We start from the raw sequence: 19,132 nt of genomic DNA on the forward strand, positions 1-19,132 counted from the left end.
TCGGCCGTGGGGTGCGAAGCGGCTGTGCTGACACGAGGGGCGCGGGGCTGCATTGGATTTGCGGCTCCGCCGCGCGGGCGCGGGTGATCAAGACTCGGCCGTGGGGTGCGAAGCGGCCGTGCTGACACGAGGGGCGCGGGGCTGCATTGGATTTGCGGCTCCGCCGCGCGGGCGCGAGTTTCCAAGACGCAGCCGCGACGTGCGAAGCGGCCGTGCCCACACGAGGGGCGCGGGGAACTGCGCGAGTGACCAGAACACAACCGTGACGTGTAGCCGAGCCGCAACTACCAAAGGGGCGCGCGGGGCTGCACCGTGTGGGCGCGGGTGACCAGAGCACAACCGTGACGTGCAGCGCGGCCGTACCCCCATCTCCAAACTCAGCCGTGACCGCCTAAGGCTTGAGCAGATCCCCAAGCGACGCGCCCCGCGCGCGTGCGCGCCACCCCGCATCCCGATGCGCCAGCCGCCGCACCGCCCGCTGCCACGTCCCCGGGTCCGCCGCCAGCGCCCGCCGCACCGCCTCCCGCGCCAACTCCCGCAGCTCCACCGCCCCCTGCGGCGCATCCCCGCGCCGCGCCACCGTGCCCAGATACTGCAGCAGCGGCCCCGCCGGCTCCCGCTCCAGCACCTCGCGCGGCGTCAGGAACCCGCTCGCCAGCTCGTCGTCGAGGCGGACGCAGTACCTGCCCACCTCCTCCGGCCGCCGCGCGGACGTCCGCCGCGGGCGGACCGACTCGCGCGCCATCCGCGTCGCCAGCGCCAGCGCAGGTTCGTCCGCGTCCAGCGCGGCCCGGCACGCGGCGACCGCGGTGGGACGGAGCCGTCCCGTGTCCAGCCGCGCGGCCAGCGCCTCCGGCCCGGCGTCGAGCAGGAACCGCAGCGCGGCGCCGAGTTGGAGCCGCACCGGCTCCCGCCCGCTGAGCCCGTCGAGGACATGCCGCTCCGGCGCCGAGTCGTGGGCGAGCGCCAGCGCCTTGGCGAGCGGAAGGCGCCGGGCGCCGATGAGCATCGCGCGGCTGCGGGCGTCCATCCCCGCCGCCCGCCGGGCCAGCGCCTCCACCACGCCCGGCTCCGGCTCCCGCAGCAGCGCCGCCAATGCCGCGCGCGGCGCCGGAACATACGCCGCCACCCGCTCGGCGAGCGCCACCCGCTCCTCCGGCGACAGCTCGGGGACGACCGCGTCCGCGATCGGCGCCGGGCAGAGCGCCAGCAGGTCCACCACCAGCGCCCGGACCGCCTTGCCGTCCGCCTCTGCCCGCATCCCCTCCTCCGACCCCGACCCCGACCCCGACCGCGACTCGGCCCCCGCCTCCGACGGCAGCTCGTCGGCCGTCCGCGGCAGCCCGTACAGCCGCCCGTCGCGGCCCAGCCGATGGAGCGTCAGCGCCACCGTCCGCAGCGCCGCGGCCGCGCTCAGCTCCTCCTCGCGGCCGCGCCGCGCGTCCGCGGCCATCGCGGCCACCCGGTCGCCGAGCCGGCGGCGCGCGGCCACCAGGTGCGCGGGGAGGTGGCCGTGCGTCGGCGTCAGCATCCGGTCCAGCGGCAGCAGCAGGCACAGCTCGTCGGCGGGGCAGAGCCCGGCGAGGTAGCCGAGCGCGCCGGCGGCGTCGTTGAGCGGGCCGCCCCCTACGGCCTCGGTGAGCATCTCCCGGCCGTCCGGGGTGGGACGGTCGCCCGCCGGGTCGGGCAGGCCGGCGTCGCGGCAGGCGGCGGAGAGCCAGTCGGGGACGGCCGCGCCGGGCAGGTCCGTGCGCAGCGTCCGCGCCAGATAGGCCGCCGTGCCGCGGTCCAGCGCCACCTCCGGGGGCCCGCCGTCGCCGTCCGGGGCGAGATCGCGCAGCTCCTGGACGGCGGCCACGCCCGCGCCCTCCTCCGCCGTGCGCGGCCGCTCCGGGGCGTCCGGATCCGCGACCGCCCCGGAGGCGTCCGACGGATCGGCCTCGACCGCCGCCGCCCCCGCCGGCCGCGGCCCCGACGCCGCGCCCGCCGTGGCGATCAGCTCGGCGAGCGTGCCCGTGAACGTCCCGGCCAGGGAGAGCAGCACCGCCCAGGCGTCCGGATGCCCGGCGAGGTGCTCCGCCACCAGCGCGGCGATCGGCGCCGCCGCCTCCATGGGCAGCCGCCCCCGACGGTCCGCCAGCTCGGCGAGCAGCGCCGCCGCCGGGCCCGCCGGCCGGGCCACCCGCAGCAGCTCGCCGTCCGCCAGCATTCCGGCGCGGTGCGCGGCCCGCGCCCACGCCGCGACGCCGTCCCAGAGGTAGTAGTCCGCGCCGGGCAGCGGCTCGGCGGCCAGCCGCTCGGCCGGCGTCTCCAGCGCCCGGGTCTTGTAGGCGCCGCCGCGGAAGTCCCAGTGGTCGTTGACGAGGCAGCTGCGGAAGACCGCGCGCTGCTCGTCGTCCAGCTCCTCGTGGCGGGAGAGCTCGGCGGCGACCTGGCCCATGAAGGGGCCGGCCCGGTGGCCGGCGGCGAGCACCGCGCCGTCGTAGGCGAACGGCTCCTCGAAGTGCACCTTCAGCGCCCGGGAGCTGTGCAGCCGCTGCAGCCGGTCGACGAAGTGCGCGGGGTCGGCGTAGTCGTCGACGAGGTCGAGCAGCGCCGCCCGGTCGCCGCGGGCCAGGCAGCCGTCGAGGCACTCCCGCAGGCTCTCCGGCATGTGCTGCCACCGCTCGGCGAGCGCCCGGACGGGGGCCGGCCCGTGCCGCTCCCAGAGCCCGGCCAGCGACCAGGCCTGGGCGCTGATCCGGGAGGCCGCGAGGATGCCGTCCTCGGCCAGCTCGGGATCGGTGGTGGCGAGCAGCGGCGCGCGGTCCCGGTGGCCGGCCGCCCGGCCCACCACGTGGTCGCGCAGCCGGGGCGCGAACGGCACCTCGGGGTGCGCGGCGGCGATCGCCCGGCGCAGCGTGAAGGTGGAGCGGCGGCTGAGCCAGACGGACGCGTTGACCTCCGGGTCGGCCGCGGCCACCAGCCGTTTGAGGACGCGGGGGTCGACCTGCGGATGTTCGGCCAGCGCGATCCGCTCCCGGGTGGCGCCGGCGGCCGCGACGGCCGCGGTGAGCGCTGGCCCCGGCCCGGCGCCCCGGGCGAGCACCCCGCGGACGGCGGCGTCCGGCAGCGCCCGGAGCGCGGCGACGGCGCGCTCCGCGGGCACCGCGTCGAGCAGGGCGCCGAGCAGCTCCAGCGCGCCGGCCGGGACCCGCCGCGGCGCGCCGGCCGCCGCCGACGCGGGCGGCCGGTCGAGGAGTTCGAGGAGTTCGGGGAGGGTGCCGCGGTGCGCGGGCAGCGCGTCGTGCAGGGCCCGCCAGCGGTCGGGGGCGGCATCGGCGAGGTGACGGGCCGCCAGCTCGGCCAGGCCGGCCGCGGTGCGCGGCAGGGTGCGGGCGGGCCGGTGGCGGTGGACGTCGGCCGGCGGGGCCGGCTCCTCGTGCGGCGGCACCGCGGCGGGCCAGGCGGCGCCGCTCGGCGCGAGCCGGGCCCGGAGCGCGGACGTCGCCTCCCCGGGGGCGGCCGCCAGCAGCACCTTCAGCACCTGGTCGGCGCCGGTTCCCGTACCCATGGTGAACTCCCCCGTTCGCGGTACCCCATGACGTCGTCCCACATCCCACCACAGGGCGCGGACAGCGGGCGGGGGAACCCAAAGGGCTCCCGCAGTCGTCCTAGGCTGTGAACAGAGCAGCAGATTCAGGGCAAACACCGCAGGACACCGCAGAACGCGGCAGAACGCGGCAGACGATGGGCAATCAGGAAAGGCGCGGCATGGGCACCTCCCGCAGCACCGGCGACGGAAGCACCACCTACCGCACCGGCCGCACCGGGAGCATGTGGACGCGCGGCCGGGTGCTCGCCGTGCTGGCGGTGCTGCTCGCCGCGCTGCTCGTCTTCCACCGGTACATCCCCAACGCGGTGGGCAATCTCGGCAGCCTCGCGGAGACCGTGCTGCCGTGGTTCGGGGTGTTCATCGTGGTGCTGGCGGTGTGCGCGGTGGTGCGCCGCTCCGCGACGGCCGGGGTGGCACTGCTGCTGCCGGCGATCGCCTGGCTCTCGCTCTTCGGCGGGCTGCTGGTGCCCGGCAAGGGCGGCGGCAGCTCCGATCTGACGGTGGTCACCCACAACGTCAACGCCTCCAACCCGAACCCGGCCGCGACCGCCCGCGACCTGCTCGCCGCGCACGCCGGCCTGGTGGCGCTGGAGGAGGTGCCGTCCGAGAAGCTCGCCGCCTACCAGGGCGTGCTGGACGGCGCCTACCCCTACCGGGCCGCCCGCGGCACCGTCGCGCTCTTCAGCAAGTACCCGATCGAGAGCGTCACCCCGGTGAACATCGACATCGGCTGGACGCGGGCGCTGCGGGCCCAGGTCCGCGGCCCGCACGGGCACCGGTTGGCGGTGTACGTGGCGCATCTGGCGTCGGTGCGGGTGGACCGCTCCGGCTTCACCGCCGACGAGCGGGACCGCACCATCGCGGCGCTGGGCGACGCGCTGGCCGCGGAGAAGCTGAGCCGGGTGATCCTGATGGGCGACCTCAACGGCACCGCCAACGACCGCAGCCTGGCGCCCGTCACCGCGCATCTGCGCTCGGCGCAGGGCGCCGCCGGGTTCGGCTTCGGCTTCAGCTGGCCGCGCGGCTTCCCGGTGGCGCGGATCGACCACATCCTGGTGCGCGGGGTCACCCCGGTGCACGCCTGGACGCTGCCGGCGACCACCAGCGACCATCTGCCGGTCGCCGCCGCGCTCGACGTCTGACGGAGCGCGGCCGCCTGCGGCTACTTGCCGACCCGCTCCACCCGGGAGATCCGGCAGGTCACCTTGCCGGCCGAGGCGGGCAGCGCCTTGCTGCCGGGCGCGTCGGTGGTGACCGAGGAGCCGGCGGCGACGCCGTTCTGGGCGGCGTAGCCGGTGTCCAGGACGGAGCCGTCCGAGCCGAGGAACTCCACCTGCGCCGAGTAGTCGGCGGCCACTTGGCCGCCGTTGCGGATCGCCAGCTTGGCGTCCGCCCAGTGCAGATCGGGGTCGACGGTGCAGGAGGAGACCGCCACATCGCCCGATGAGCCGCCGGTGGCGCTCGGCGCGGCGGACGGGCCGGACGCGCCCGACGGGGCGGCCGACGCCGACCCCCCGCCGCTCGTGCCGCCGCCGCCGTCCGGCCCGACCGCGCCGCCGCCGTGCGAGGACGGCGAGACCGCCGCGTCCGCCGACTTCCCGCCGGAGCCGGAGCCGGAGCCAGCCCCGGAGCCGCCGTGCAGCGCCACCACCCCGGCGCCGACCAGCACCACCACCGCGCTCGCCGCGACCAGCGCGCCGCGCGGCACCGCGGCCAGCGGCCCCGGCCCGCGGGTCTCCCCGTCCGCGCCGTCCGCGCCGGCCGCTCCGCCCTGGCGCGCGCCGCGCCGGCCCTTTCCCCTGCTCATGCGCCGTTCTCCCGCCAGCGGTTGGTGATCGGCAGCCGGCGGTCCCGGCCGAACGCCTTCAGTGAGATCTTGGTGCCCGGCGGGTACTGCCGCCGCTTGTACTCGGCGCCGTCCACCAGGGCGATCACCCGGTCGACGAGCGCCGCGTCGTAGCCGTCCGCGACGATCTCGGCCCGCCCCTGGTCGCGCTCCACATAGCGGTCCAGGATGCCGTCGAGCACCGGGTAGTCCGGCAGCGAGTCGGTGTCCAGCTGATCGGGCCTCAGCTCGGCGCTGGGCGGCTTGGTGATGGAGTTCTCGGGGATCGGCGGCTGCTCGCCGCGCCGCGCGGCCTCCGCGTTGCGCCACCGCGACAGCTGCCACACCTGCGTCTTGGGGACGTCCTTGATGGGCGCGTAGCCGCCGGCCGCGTCCCCGTAGAGGGTGGAGTAGCCCACCGCCAGCTCCGACTTGTTGCCGGTGGCCAGCAGGATGCTGCCGGGCGAGGCGTTGGACAGGCCCATCATGGCGGTGCCCCGCACCCGGGCCTGGAGGTTCTCCTCGGCGAGGCCGGTGAGCTTCAGCGCCTCCTGGTAGGCCTCGACCATCGGGGCGATGGCGATCGTCCGGTAGTGCAGGCCGGTGCGGCGGGCCAGTTCGGCGGCGTCGTCCTGGGAGTGCCCGGAGGAGTAGGAGCTGGGCAGCGAGACGCCGTGCACGTTCGCGGCGCCCAGCGCGTCCACCGCGATCGCCGCGGTGAGGGCGGAGTCGATGCCGCCGGAGAGCGCCACGAACGCGGTGCGCACCCCGTTCTTGCGGCAGTAGTCGCCGAGGCCCAGCACCAGCGCGGCGTACACCTCGGCGTCGTCGTCGAAGCGCTCCTCGGCGCGGGGCGCCGGCTCCGGCTGGTACGGCGGCAGCGGCTCGGGGGAGACGACGGCGCGGCGCAGCACCAGGCCGTCGGCGAGGCGGGCGCCGTGCTCGGGGGCGTCCTCGGCGGCGCGCGGCAGGTCGAGGTCGAGGACGAGCAGGTCCTGGTGGAACTGCGGGGAGCGGGCGAGCAGTTCGCCGTCCGCGCCGACGACCAGCGAGTCGCCGTCGAAGACCAGCTCGTCCTGGCCGCCGACCAGGTTGACGTAGCCGAGGGCGCAGCCGGCCTCCCGGGCGCGGCGCCGGCACAGCGCGAGCCGGGTGTCGTCCTTGGCGGCCTCGTAGGGGGAGGCGTTGAGGGCGAGCAGCAGCCCGGCGCGGGCCTCGCGGGCGGCGACCACGGGGCCGCCGTCCTGCCACAGGTCCTCGCAGACGGCGAGGGCGACGTCGACGCCGTGCACCCGGACCACGGCGAGCGCCTCGCCGGGCGCGAAGTAGCGGAACTCGTCGAAGACGCCGTAGTTGGGCAGGTGGTGCTTGGCGGTGCGGACCGCCACGCGGCCCTCGTGGAGCACCGCGGCGCAGTTCTGCGGCAGCCGGGTGTCGTGCTCGGAGCGGCCCAGGTAGCCGACGGCGACCGGGAGCCCGCCGAGGCCCTCGTCGGCGAGGCGGGCGGCGAGGGCGGTGAGGGCGTGCCGGGAGGCGGCGACGAAGGCGGGGCGCAGCGCGAGGTCCTCGACGGGGTAGCCGGGGAGGGCGAGCTCGGGGGTGGCCAGCAGGTGGGCGCCGCGGGCGGCGGCCCGGTGCGCGGCGCGGACGACGAGGGCCGCGTTGCCGCCGAGGTCGCCGACCGTGGGGTCGAGCTGGGCGAGGGCGAGGCGGAGTTGGGGCACGGTCACGAGGGTAGCCGTCGGGGCGTTCCGTACGGGACCGTGGTCGCAGACCCGTGTCGGACCTTGGACCTATCCTTTTGCCCTGGTGGTCGCGGGCGGAATCGGCGGGGTCGGGGCCGGGTTGTGACCGCCGTCCGCAGTTCGCCCGCCGTTTGCGCCCGGGGAGAGGTATGAACCAGAAGGTTGCCGTCTCGGCGGTGTTCGCCGCCGCGATGTTCGTGTCGATCCTGGACGGCACCATCGTCAATGTCGCCCTCCCGGCCATGGCGCGCAGCTTCCACGAGGAGGCCGCGCAGATGAGCGCCGTCTCGGTGGGCTATCTCGTGGCGGTCGCGGTCGTCATACCGGCGTCCGGGTGGCTGGGGGAGCGGTTCGGCACCAAGCGGGTGCTGCTCACCGCGCTCGCGGTCTTCACCGGCGCCTCGGTGCTGTGCGGGGCGGCGGGCAGCCTCGGCGAGCTGATCGCGGCGCGGGTGCTGCAGGGCCTGGGCGGCGGCGCGCTGGTGCCGGTCGGCATGACGATGCTCTTCACCGTCTTCGACCAGCAGGAGCGGATGCGGGCCTCCCGGATCCTGACGATCCCGACGACGATCGCCCCGGCCAGCGGCCCGATCGTGGGCGGGCTGCTGGTCGACCACGCCAGCTGGCGCTGGGTGTTCCTGGTGAACCTGCCGATCGGGCTGCTGGTGCTGCTCTTCGGGGTGCTGTTCCTGAAGGACACCGCGCCGCGCGGCGCCACCCGCTTCGACGGGGCCGGCTTCGTGATGGCGGCGCTGGGCTTCGCCGGGCTGATGTACGGGGTGAGCGAGGGCTCGGTGCGGGGCTGGGCGTCGCCGCAGATCCTGGGGCTGGGTCTGGGCGGGCTGGCGCTGATCGGGGTGCTGATCGCGCATCAGCTGCGGGTGCGGCAGCCGCTGCTGGACGTCCGGGTCTACGCCGAGCGGCTCTTCCGCACCGCGAACCTGGCGATCCTGCTGGGCTCGGCGGCGTTCATCGGCACGCTCTTCGCCTTCCCGCTGATGCTGCAGGAGGCGTTCGGCTACGACGCGGTGGAGGCCGGGCTCGCCACCATGCCGGAGGCGATCGGCATCATGCTCTCCGCGCAGGTGGTCTCCCGGGTCTACGGGCGGGTCGGGCCGAGCCGGATGATGGCGTTCGGGCTCTTCGGGGTGGCGGCGGTGCTGGTGGCGCTCTCCTTCGCCGACCGGGGCACCGATGTGTGGCTGCTGCGCGCCGCGATGTTCGTGCTGGGCCTGTTCATGGCCAACCTCTTCATGCCCTCCCAGACGGCGGCCTTCGCGCGGATCCCCAAGGAGCGCACGGGCCGGGCGTCGACGCTCTTCAACGCGGGCCGGCAGCTGGGCATGGCGGCCGGCACCGGGGTGGCCGGCGCGGTGATCGCGGCGATCGGGCCGGTGCGGGCGACGGCCGCCGGCCCGGTGCCGAACCTGACGGCCTATCACGCCGCCTTCCTGGTGGCGGCGGGCCTCGCGGTGGCGGGCGCGCTGATCGCCCTGAAGGTGCGGGACGCCGACGCGGCCTCGACGCTCTCCCGGGAGCGGGTGGCGGCGCTGGAGCGGCGCTCCCGGCGCAGCCTGCCGGCTGACGCTCCCTCGGACGTCCCCGGCGAGGCGGTGCCGACCGCCGGTTCCTGACATGCTGGGCGCATGCACATCGCGGTCAGTGGTTCCACCGGGTTGATCGGGTCGGCGCTCGTGCGCTCGCTGCTGGCGGACGGACACACCGTCACCCGGCTGGTGCGGCGCGCCCCGCGGGCCGCGGGCGACGGCACCGCCGAGGCGGAGTGGCGCCCCGCCGACGGCTGGGTCGACCTGGACGCGCTGGACGGGATCGACGGCGTGGTGAACCTGGCCGGCGCGCCGATCGCCGGCCGCCGCTGGACGGAGTCCTACAAGCAGCAGCTGCGCGACAGCCGGATCGACGGGACGGCGACGCTGGCCCGGGCGGCCGGCGAGCTGGGCGCCGCGGTGCTCGTCAACGGCTCGGCGATCGGCTGGTACGGCGACAACGGCGCCCGGATCCTGGACGAGTCGGCCCCGGCGGGCAGCGGCTTCCTCTCCCGGCTCTGCGTCGACTGGGAGGCCGCGACCGCCCCCGCGGAGAAGGCCGGGGTGCGGGTGGTGCTGGCCCGCAGCGGCATCGTGGTCTCCCGGCACGGCGGGGCGTTCCAGCGGCTGCTGCCGCTCTTCAAGGCGGGGCTGGGCGGCCGGCTGGGGTCGGGGATGCAGTACTGGTCGTGGGTGTCGCTGCGGGACGAGGTCGCGGCGCTGCGGTTCCTGCTGGAGCACGCGGAGGTCTCCGGCCCGGTGAACGTCACCGGCCCGGAGCCGGTGACCAACCGCGAGATGACGGCCGTGCTGGGCCGCCTGCTGGGCCGCCCGACGCTCGCCGCCGCCCCGGCGTTCGCGCTCCGCGCGGTCCTCGGCGAGGTCTCCTCGGACCTGCTCGCCAGCGAGCGCGTCGTCCCCGGCGTCCTGCAGCGCGTCGGCTTCGGCTTCGCGGACGGCACCGTCCGCTCGGCCCTGGAGTGGGCCCTCGCGGCCGACTGACCGGCCGCCCGGCCACTGACCGACCACTGCGACCGGCCGCACGACCGGCCGCACGACCGGCCGACCGGCGGTCGACCGACCATCGTCCCACCACCGTGCCGCGATCGGCAGGGTTTGTCCCGTCCCGGCGCCGATGCCCGCGCCCGCCGCACCGGCCGAAAACCGCCGCGGTCCCGCCGCCCGCGGCTTTCGCCCGGCAGGCCGATCGCCGGCATTGGACGACGTGCCGGCACCACCCCCGACGACCGCGGCGCCGGCTCTGCGGTGGATGTGAATCCGGCCTGAACACATTGCCCCGGACGGCCTTGCGCGCTTGGCTGACCTCGGGTTCGCCGCTGCATTGTCCTTGTCCCGTGCTTTCATGGGGCCGAACCCAGAGCACGATCGGCGCCGCTGCCACCACGCCGGCGCCGCCGGGCGCCACCACCCTCTCGGCGCCGCACAGGCGAAGAGCCCCGTCACCGGGGCAGGAGCCACGAGCTCGCATCCCCGGCCGGCCGCTCCGGGCTGCCGCCGCACCCGCGGTGCCCCTTGGCCACAAGCGCATTTACCGCGGAAAGTTGCCGCATCCCGGCAGCCTCGCCTTGGCGTTGAGGCGGATACGCTGAACTTCGTTGGTCCAACTTGACGCTGCTGTACGGGATTTACCGCGGGAAGTATTTACTGCACCATTCAGTCAGGGAGTTGGCAGGCATGACGACCGCGCATCAGGAGCAGGATCCGGGTCGCGATCCCGGCCCGGCGGCAGGACGGCCGCCGGTCGAGTTCGGGGCGGCGGTGGACCGCTTCCTCACCGGTCCGGACAGCCCCGGCGAGCGCCTCAGCGACGGCAGCCGCCGCGTCTACCGGATATCCCTGGCCGCCTGGAGCTGGGCCGTGGTCGGCCGCCGCCCCCCGGTCGGCCGCGAACGCCGCGGCGCGGTACCCCCGATGGCCCCGCTCGCCCTCCTGGACGACCCCGCCGCGCACGTCCGGATCGCCTCCGCCTACCAGGAGCGCGTCGCCGCCTGCGGCGTGCGGACGGCCAACCGCGAGCTCTCCGTGCTGCGCAGCGCCTGCGCCTGGTGGCGCGCCCAGCGCTGGATCAGCGCCGACCCGGTCGGCGGCCTGCGGCTGCGCACCCCCGAACCCGGCAGCGCCCCGCCGCCGCTGACGCCCGACCAGGTCCGCGCGCTCTTCGCCGTCCAGGTCGACGCCCGCGAGCAGGCCCTGTGGCGGCTGCTGTACGAGACCGACATCACCGCGGACACCGCCCTCGGCCTCGACATCTCCGACATCGAGCTGGGCGCCGGCCGGATCCGCCTGCCGCAGTGCGACGACGACGAGGACGCCGAGCCCGGCACCCGCGTCTACCGCCTCTACGGCCCGCGCAGCGCCGAGGTGCTGCCCTGGCTGCTCGCCGGACGCCCGTCCGGCCCCGCCTTCCTGACGGACCGCCGCGCGCATCCCGCGGTGCCCGCGCACGACCGCTGCCCCCTCACCGGCCGCGGCCGGCTCAGCGTCCGCCGCGCCGCCGACCTCCTCGCGGCCGCGTCCCGACCCCTCGCCGACGACGACCGCCCCTGGACGTTCACCCGCCTCCGCCTCGCCGGCCGCACGGCCGCGAAGACCTCGTGAGCGGCGCGGGGCCGCAGGGAAGCGCGCCTCCGCCGCGCGGATGCGAGCGGGCGGTCAGCCCCGCGCGAGCAGACTGAACTCGAAGCTGTAGCGTGACGCCCGGTACAGGTGCGAGCCGAACTCGACGGCCCGCCCGCGCTCGTCGAACGTCACCCGCTCCATGGTCAGCAGCGGCGCCCCCTCCTCCTCCGCCAGCTGCGCCGCCTCCGCCGCGTCCGCGGCCCGCGCGCCGACCGTCTGCCGCGCGCTGTGCATCCGCACCCCCCGCGCCCGCAGCAGCGCGTACAGCCCGCCCGACTCCAGCGCCTCGCGCACCGACTCCTCGCCGACGACCTCCAGCGGCAGATGGTTCCGCATCCGCGCGATCGGCGCGCCCTGCGCGCTCCGCAGCCGGTCGACCCGCAGCACCTCGGTGCCCACCGGCAGGCCCAGCGCCTCCGCGACCCGCCCCTCGGCCGGCTCGCGCTCCAGCCCGAGCAGCGCCGTGCCCGGCCGCTGCCCGGTCTCGGACAAGTCGTCGTAGAGGCTGCTCAGTTCGAGCGGCCGCCGCACCCGGGTGTGCACCACCTGCGTGCCGACGCCGCGGCGCCGCACCAGCAGGCCCTTGTCCACCAGCGACTGGATCGCCTGGCGCATGGTGGGACGGGAGAGTCCCAGCGCGTCCGCGAGGTCGATCTCGTTGCCGAGCAGGCTGCCGTGCTCCAGCTTCCCGCTGTCGATCGCCGCCTCCAGCTGCTGGGCCACCTGGAAGTACAGCGGGACGGGGCTGTTGCGGTCGACACTCAGCCGCGCGCGGTCCACGGCGGCGCGGGCGGTGGGGGGTTGGGTTCGGCCGGGCACGGCATCGAGCCTATCGGCAGCGCATGATGACGGGAAGTCCTGGCTTTAATATGTCAGGACAAACACTTGACACCGGGTCGGCGCTCCGATGTGCTGGAACTGTTGCCCCAGATCACCTCCGAAACCGGAAACGGAGCCGCCATGCGAGTCGGATTCCTCGGTGCCGGGCGAATCGGCGTCTTCCACGCCGAGGCGCTGGCCGCCCTGCCCGCCGTCGACGAGGTCCTGATCGGCGACGCCGATCCGCACCGCGCCGCCGCGGCCGCGGGGAAGATCGGCGGCAGGGCCCGCGCCGCGGCCTCCGTCGACGAGGTGTTCGCCCCGGGGGCGGTGGACGCCGTCGCCATCGCCACCAGCACCAGCACCCACGAGGAGCTGATCGTCCGCGCGGCCCGCGCCGGGCTGCCCGCCTACTGCGAGAAGCCGGTCGCCCTCGGCCTGGAGGCGACGCTCGGCGCGCTGCGCGAGGTGCGCCGCGCGGGGACGACGCTCCAGATGGGCTTCCAGCGCCGCTTCGACGCCGGCTACACCCGCGCCCGGCAGCTGGTGCGGGACGGCTCGCTGGGCACCGTCCACACCGTCCGCGCGCTCACCTCGGACGCCGCGCCGCCGCCCGCCGAGTACATCCCCACCTCCGGCGGCCTCTACCGCGACTGCCTCATCCACGACTTCGACGTCATCCGCTGGGTGACCGGCCGCGAGGCCGCCTCCGTCTACGCGGTGGGCGCCAACCGCGGCGCCGACTTCTTCCGCGAGGCCGGCGACGTCGACACCGCGGCGGTCGTCCTCACCCTCGACGACGGCACCCTGGCGACGGCCACCGCCACCCGCTACAACGGGGCCGGCTACGACGTCCGGATGGAGGTCGCGGGCACCCGCGACCAGGTCGGCGTCGGCCTGGACGCGCAGATGCCGATGACCTCCGCCGAGCCGAACGGCCCCGGCGTCCCGGAGCACCCGTACCAGACGTTCCTGGACCGCTTCAACGACGCCTACCGGGCCGAGCTGGCGACGTTCGTCGAGGTCGCGGCGGGGCGGCAGCAGAACCCGTGCGCCGGCGAGGAGGCGCTCGCGGCGCTGCTCGTCGCGGAGGCGGCCGAACTGTCGCGCGCCGAGGGGCGCGCGGTGACGCTGGACGAGATCCACGACCGGGTCGCCGCCCTCGGCGGGCTCGACTGAGCCGCGTTCCGCAAGGCTCCTGCGCCGGCCCCCGCGCGGACGGACGCGAAGCGTCCGGGCGGGGTGCCGGGGCGAAGGGGCGGCGGCAGCAAGCACCGGAAACCGCAACGTGATCCCGAGGGGGAACCGCATGAGCCTGATCAGCAGAGACCGGATCGCCGGGGCGCCCATCTCCTGGGGGGTGTGCGAGGTGCCCGGGTGGGGCCACCAGATGGACCCCGCCCGCGTCCTCGCGGAGATGGCCGAACTCGGCCTCGCCGCCACCGAGTTCGGGCCGGACTTCTTCCTCCCGGCCGATCCGGCCGCGCGCTCCGCGCTGCTGGCCGGCCGCGGCCTGACGGCGATCGGCGGGTTCGTCCCCGCCGTGCTGCACGACCCCGGCCACGACCCGATCCCCGAGGTCCGCGCCACCGCCGCGGCCTTCGCCTCCGCCATCGATGCCGCAGCCGCCCCCGGCGGCGTCCTCGTCCTCGCCGCCGCCACCGGCCAGGACGGCTACGACGCCCGCCCCGAGCTGGACGCCCCGGCCCGGGCCGCCCTGCTCGCCAACCTGGACCGCGCGATCGGCGCCGCCGACGAGGCCGGCCTCACCGCCGTCCTCCACCCGCACGTCGGCACCATGGTCGAGACCGCCGCCGACGTCGACCTCGTCCTCGACGGCAGCAGCATCCCGCTCTGCCTGGACACCGGCCACCTCCTCGTCGGCGGCACCGACCCCGTCGAGCTGGCCCGCCGCGCCGCCCCCCGGATCGGCCACGTCCACCTCAAGGACGTGGACGCCGCCGCGGCCGCCGACGTCCGCGAGGGACGCACCCCCTACGCCGCCGCCGTCCGCGCCGGCCTCTTCCGCCCGCTCGGCAAGGGCGACGTCGACATCGCCGCCCTGGTCCGCGCCCTGGAGGCGGCCGGCTACCGCGGCTGGTACGTCATGGAGCAGGACCTGATGCTGGACGCCGAGCCGGCCCCCGGCACCGGCCCGATCGACGACGTCCGCACCTGCATCGACCACCTGGAGAACCTGGCCCGATGAGCAGCAGCACGGAAGCCCCGTTCGACGTCATCACCATGGGCCGGATGGGCGTCGACATCTACCCCCTGCAGATCGGCGTCGGCCTCGAGGACGTCGACACCTTCGGCAAGTACCTCGGCGGCACCGCCACCAACGTCGCCGTCGCCGTCGCCCGCCACGGCCGCCGCACCGCGGTCGTCTCCCGCACCGGAGCAGACCCCTTCGGCCGCTGGATCCACCGCGCGCTCGGCGAGTTCCACGTCGACGACCGCTGGGTGACCGAGGTGCCGGAGTACCCGACGCCCGTCACCTTCTGCGAGATCTTCCCGCCCGACGACTTCCCGCTCTACTTCTACCGGCAGCCCAAGGCGCCCGACCTCGTCATCCGCCCCGAGGAGCTGGACCTGGACGCCATCCGGGCCGCCCGCATCTACTGGATGACCGGGACGGGCCTGTGCGAGGAGCCCAGCCGCTCCGCCACCCTGACGGCCCTTCGGCACCGCGCCAAGGCCGGCACCACCGTCTTCGACCTCGACTGGCGGCCGATGTTCTGGCCGGACGGCGACGGCGCCGGCCGGGAGACCGCCCGCCCGTACTACCGGGAGGCGCTCGTCCACGCCACCGTCGCGGTCGGCAACCTCGACGAGGTGGAGACCGCCGTCGGCACCCGCGACCCCGAGAAGGCCGCCGCCGCCCTCCTCGACCTCGGCGTCGAGCTGGCCGTCGTCAAGCAGGGCCCGAAGGGCGTGCTCGCCGCCACCGCGAACGAGACGGTCACCGTGCCGCCGGTGCCCGTCGAGGTGGTCAACGGCCTCGGCGCGGGCGACGCGTTCGGCGGGGCGCTCTGCCACGGGCTGCTCGCCGGATGGCCGCTGGAGCGCACCATCCGCTTCGCCAACGCCGCCGGCGCCATCGTCGCCGGCCGGCTCGCCTGCTCCTCCGCCATGCCCACCACCGCCGAGGTCGAGGAGAAGGCCGCGCTGTGAACGCCCCGACGAACGCAATCCCGCCCGGCGGCGATCCGCTGCGCGCCCGCCTCGACGAGATCTCCGGGATCCGCGCCGCCCAGCCCGAGCGGATCCGCACCGCGCTCGCCGCCCGGCCGCGCTTCGACCGGGAGGGCCTGGCCCGCCCGCTCTTCATCCTCGCCGCCGACCACCCGGCGCGCGGCGCCGTCGCCGCCGGCGCCGACCGCCCCACCGCCATGGGCGACCGGCACGAGCTGCTCGCCCGCTGCTGCGCCGCGCTCGCCCGGCCGGGCGTCGACGGCTTCCTCGGCACCGCCGACCTCATCGAGGACCTCACCCTGCTCGGCGCGCTGGACGGCAAGCTCGTCCTCGGCTCGATGAACCGCGGCGGGCTGCCCGGCGCCGCCTTCGAGCTGGACGACCGCTTCACCGGCTACGACGCCCGCGGCATCGCCGAATCCGGCCTGGACGGCGGCAAGATGCTGCTCCGCGTCGACCCCGACGACCCCGGCACGCTCGGCACCCTCACCGGCTGCTCGCACGCCGTCGACGAGCTCGCCGAGCGCCGGCTGATCGCCCTGGTCGAGCCGTTCGCCTCGCAGCGCGACCCGCGCACCGGCCGGGTCCGCAACGTGCTCACCGCGGACGCCCAGATCCGGGTCAACAACATCGCCCAGGGCCTCGGCCGGACCTCCGCCCACACCTGGCTGAAGGTCCCGGTCGTCGACGACATGGAGCGCATGATGGCCTCCACCACGCTGCCCACCCTGCTGCTCGGCGGCGAGGTCGCGGCCGGCGGCGACCCGGCCGCCGCGGAGGCGATGCTCGCGTCCTGGGCGCGCGCCCTGAAGATCCCCCAGGTGCGGGGGCTCACCCTGGGCCGCACCATGCTCTTCCCCCCGGACGACGACGTCGCCAAGGCCGTCGACACCGCCGTCGCCCTGCTGCCCCGCTAGGAGTTGAGGATTCCGATGGACCGCTACGTGCCCTCCGGAACCGCCGCCCGCGGCGACTGGGCCGTGGACATCGACCCGGCGCGCGCCGGCTGGGAGTACTCCTCGCTGCGCGTCGCCCAGCTGCCGCCCGGCGGCACCGTCGAGCACGACTGCGGCGAGAGCGAGTGGATCGTGCTGCCGCTCGCCGGCTCCTGCACCGTCGAGATCGTCGACGGCGACGGCGGCAAGCACCGCTTCGAACTCGCCGGCCGGCGCGGCGTCTTCGACGGCGTCAGCGACTTCGCCTACGCCCCGCGGGACGGACGCCTGCGGATCAGCAGCGCCGACGGCGGGCGGTTCGCGCTCACCGGCGCCCGCTGCCGGCGGCGGCTGCCGGCCCGCTACGGGCCCGCGTCCGGGGTGCCGATCGAGATCCGCGGGGCCGGGCAGGCGACCCGGCAGTGCAACAACTTCGCCGCGGCCGGCGTCTTCGAGGCCGACAACCTGATCGCCGTCGAGGTGATCACCCCCGGCGGCAACTGGTCCTCCTTCCCGCCGCACAAGCACGACGAGGACCGCCCCGGCGAGGAGTCGGTGCTCGAGGAGGTCTACTACTACGAGTTCGCCGACGGGCCGTCGGCCGACCACCCCGGCCTGGGCTACCAGCGGGTGTACCCGTCCCGGGAGGGCGGCACCGACCTGCTGGAGGAGGTGCGCGGCGGCGACGTGGTGCTGATGCCCAACGGCTGGCACGGCCCGTCCATGGCCCTGCCCGGCCACCACATGTACTACCTCAACGTGATGGCCGGACCGGGCGACGAGCGCGCCTGGAACATCTGCGACGACCCCGCCCACGCATGGGTCCGCCGGACCTGGGCGGACCAGGCCCCGGATACCCGCCTGCCCCTGTACGCCACGCCCTCGGCGTGAACGTCCCTGCCTGGGAGACCCGATGACCACCGTTCGCCTCACCACCGCCCAAGCGCTCGTCCGCTACCTGTCGGCCCAGTACACCGAGCGCGACGGCACCCGCCGCCGCCTCGTCGAGCGCACCCTCGCCATCTTCGGGCACGGCAACGTCGCCGGCCTCGGCCAGGCCCTCGACCAGGCCGACCCCGCCGAGATGCCGTTCCTCCAGGGGCGGAACGAGCAGGCGATGGTGCACGCCGCCACCGCCTACGCCCGCGCCAGCGACCGCGCCTCCACCTGGGCCGTCACCACCTCCATCGGCCCCGGCGCCACCAACCTCGTCACCGGCGCCGCCCTCGCCACCGTCAACCGGCTCCCCGTCCTGCTGCTCCCCGGGGACGTCTTCGCCACCCGCGTCGCCGACCCGGTCCTGCAGCAGCTCGAACTCCCGCACACCGCCGACACCACGGTCAACGACACGCTGCGGCCCGTCTCCCGCTTCTTCGACCGCATCTGGCGGCCGGAGATGCTGCTCACCGCGGCGCCGCAGGCGATGCGGGTGCTCACCGACCCGGTGGAGACCGGCGCCGTCACCCTCGCCCTGCCGCAGGACGTGCAGGCCGAGGCGTTCGACTGGCCGGTGGAGTTCTTCCGGGAGCGCACCTGGCACATCCGGCGCCCCGCCCCGGACGAGGCCGAACTCGCCGCCGCCGCCCGGCTGCTGACGTCCGCCCGCCGCCCGGTGATCGTCGCCGGCGGCGGCGTCCACTACAGCGGCGCCGAGGCCGAGCTGACCGCGTTCGCCGAGGCCACCGGCACCCCGGTGGTCGAGACGCAGGCCGGCAAGGGCGCCATCGACGGCCGCCACCGGCTCAACCTGGGCGGCGTCGGGCACACCGGCACGGCGGCCGCCGACCGGGCGGCCCGCGAGGCCGACCTGGTGATCGCGGTCGGCACCCGGCTCTCCGACTTCACCACCGCGTCCTCGACGCTCTTCGCCAACCCGGACGTGGCGTTCCTCGGCATCAACGTGGCGGCGTTCGACGCCGCCAAGCTCGCCGCCGAGCCGCTGGTCGCCGACGCGCGGACGGCGCTGGCGCGGCTGCGCGACGCCACCGCCGAGGCCGGCTGGACCGCGGACGCGGCGTGGACGGCGCGGGCGGAGGCCGACCGCACGGCCTGGCAGCAGGTCGTCGACCGCGCCCACCTCATCCCCTCCCGGGACGCCCGCCCCACCCAGGCCCAACTCCTCGGCCTGCTTGAGGAAGCGATGGCCGACACGGACGTCGTCATCAACGCGGCCGGCTCGGCGCCGGGCGACCTGCACCGCACCTGGACGGCCCGCGACCGCCTGCAGTACCACGTGGAGTACGGCTTCTCCTGCATGGGCTACGAGATCCCCGCGGCGCTGGGCGCGGCCGTCGCGCTGCCGGACCGCCATGTCTTCGCCCTGGTCGGCGACGGCACCTACCTGATGAACCCGGGCGAGATCGTGACGGCGGTCCAGGAGGGCGTGCCCGTCACCTACGTGCTCGTGCAGAACCACGGCTACGCCTCCATCGGCGGCCTCTCCGAGCAGGTCGGCGCGCGGCGCTTCGGGACGGCGTACCGCTACCGCGACGACGCGGACGGCCGCTTCACCGGCGGCCCGCTGCCGGTCGACCTCGCGGCCAACGCGGAGTCCCTGGGCGTGAAGGTCTGGCGCGCGTCGACCGCCGCCGAGGCCGCGGAGGCCCTCGCCGCGGCCCGCGCGTGGCCGACTCCGTCGGCGGTCCACGTCGAGGTCGCCCCCGCGGCGGCCCCCGGCGACGCCGGCGCCGCGCCCGCGGCCGAGGCCTGGTGGGACGTCCCGGTCGCGGAAACCTCCGAAACCCCCGAAACCCAAGCCGCCCGCAAGACCTACGAGTCCCACAAACCCACCCAACGCCGCCACCTCTGACCCCCCACCCGCACCCCACCCA

At 76.0% G+C, this 19,132-nt stretch carries 14 protein-coding genes; 10 read left to right on the forward strand and 4 right to left on the reverse strand.

Going from position 1 to position 19,132, the window contains the following annotated elements; genetic code table 11:
• Positions 1-391: 391 nt before the first annotated feature.
• Positions 392-3,553 (reverse strand): hypothetical protein, encoded by a 3,162-nt coding sequence (locus BIV57_RS25285; RefSeq protein WP_071657771.1) that lies wholly within the window; start codon positions 3,551-3,553, stop codon positions 392-394.
• Positions 3,554-3,753: 200 nt separating this feature from the next.
• On the opposite strand from BIV57_RS25285, the gene BIV57_RS17485 reads away from it, so the two are divergent.
• Complete coding sequence (locus BIV57_RS17485; protein ID WP_419185726.1) at positions 3,754-4,737, forward strand: endonuclease/exonuclease/phosphatase family protein; 984 nt, start codon at positions 3,754-3,756, stop codon at positions 4,735-4,737.
• A gap of 20 nt (positions 4,738-4,757) precedes the next feature.
• Here BIV57_RS17485 and BIV57_RS24665 read toward each other — a convergent pair whose 3' ends face one another.
• Positions 4,758-5,402, reverse strand: a complete 645-nt coding sequence (locus tag BIV57_RS24665; RefSeq protein ID WP_071657772.1) for a hypothetical protein — start codon at positions 5,400-5,402, stop codon at positions 4,758-4,760.
• The gene (locus BIV57_RS17495; protein WP_071657781.1) at positions 5,399-7,144 is read right to left on the reverse strand and encodes an NAD+ synthase; all 1,746 of its coding nucleotides are present in this window, start codon (positions 7,142-7,144) and stop codon (positions 5,399-5,401) included. Before BIV57_RS17495 ends, BIV57_RS24665 begins: the two co-directional genes overlap by 4 nt.
• A gap of 170 nt (positions 7,145-7,314) precedes the next feature.
• Here BIV57_RS17495 and BIV57_RS17500 point away from each other — a divergent pair, with 170 nt between their 5' ends.
• The 3 genes from BIV57_RS17500 (at position 7,315) to BIV57_RS17510 (ending at position 11,331) form a co-directional block, all read left to right on the forward strand.
• Positions 7,315-8,799 (forward strand): MDR family MFS transporter, encoded by a 1,485-nt coding sequence (locus BIV57_RS17500; RefSeq protein WP_071657773.1) that lies wholly within the window; start codon positions 7,315-7,317, stop codon positions 8,797-8,799.
• A gap of 12 nt (positions 8,800-8,811) precedes the next feature.
• A complete protein-coding gene (locus BIV57_RS17505; RefSeq protein ID WP_071657774.1) occupies positions 8,812-9,714 on the forward strand; it encodes a TIGR01777 family oxidoreductase in 903 nt (300 codons plus the stop codon).
• Positions 9,715-10,407: 693 nt separating this feature from the next.
• On the forward strand, positions 10,408-11,331 hold the full coding sequence (locus BIV57_RS17510) for a site-specific integrase (RefSeq protein WP_071657775.1): 924 nt from the start codon (positions 10,408-10,410) through the stop codon (positions 11,329-11,331).
• Between the two features lie 54 nt (positions 11,332-11,385).
• Here BIV57_RS17510 and BIV57_RS17515 read toward each other — a convergent pair whose 3' ends face one another.
• A complete protein-coding gene (locus BIV57_RS17515) occupies positions 11,386-12,171 on the reverse strand; it encodes a GntR family transcriptional regulator (protein ID WP_245797780.1) in 786 nt (261 codons plus the stop codon).
• 141 nt (positions 12,172-12,312) lie between these two features.
• Between BIV57_RS17515 and BIV57_RS17520 the strand changes: the two genes are divergently transcribed.
• From BIV57_RS17520 to iolD, 6 genes are all read left to right on the forward strand, one after another.
• Positions 12,313-13,350, forward strand: coding sequence for a Gfo/Idh/MocA family protein (locus BIV57_RS17520; protein WP_071657783.1), 1,038 nt, complete (start codon positions 12,313-12,315; stop codon positions 13,348-13,350).
• 130 nt (positions 13,351-13,480) lie between these two features.
• On the forward strand, positions 13,481-14,380 hold the full coding sequence (locus tag BIV57_RS17525; protein WP_071657776.1) for a TIM barrel protein: 900 nt from the start codon (positions 13,481-13,483) through the stop codon (positions 14,378-14,380).
• Positions 14,377-15,345 (forward strand): 5-dehydro-2-deoxygluconokinase, encoded by a 969-nt coding sequence (gene iolC / locus BIV57_RS17530; protein WP_071657777.1) that lies wholly within the window; start codon positions 14,377-14,379, stop codon positions 15,343-15,345. Before BIV57_RS17525 ends, iolC begins: the two co-directional genes overlap by 4 nt.
• A gap of 38 nt (positions 15,346-15,383) precedes the next feature.
• Positions 15,384-16,283 carry a Cgl0159 family (beta/alpha)8-fold protein gene (locus BIV57_RS17535; RefSeq protein WP_071657784.1) on the forward strand — a complete coding sequence of 300 codons (900 nt, stop codon included), beginning with the start codon at positions 15,384-15,386 and terminating at the stop codon, positions 16,281-16,283.
• A gap of 15 nt (positions 16,284-16,298) precedes the next feature.
• A complete protein-coding gene (gene iolB, locus BIV57_RS17540) occupies positions 16,299-17,192 on the forward strand; it encodes a 5-deoxy-glucuronate isomerase (RefSeq protein WP_071657778.1) in 894 nt (297 codons plus the stop codon).
• Between the two features lie 22 nt (positions 17,193-17,214).
• Positions 17,215-19,110: a 3D-(3,5/4)-trihydroxycyclohexane-1,2-dione acylhydrolase (decyclizing) gene (iolD, locus tag BIV57_RS17545; protein ID WP_071657779.1), complete on the forward strand. Its 1,896-nt coding sequence runs from the start codon at positions 17,215-17,217 to the stop codon at positions 19,108-19,110.
• Positions 19,111-19,132: the final 22 nt, after the last annotated feature.

Origin of the sequence: Mangrovactinospora gilvigrisea, assembly GCF_001879105.1 — a bacterium.
Classification (GTDB): domain Bacteria; phylum Actinomycetota; class Actinomycetes; order Streptomycetales; family Streptomycetaceae; genus Mangrovactinospora; species Mangrovactinospora gilvigrisea.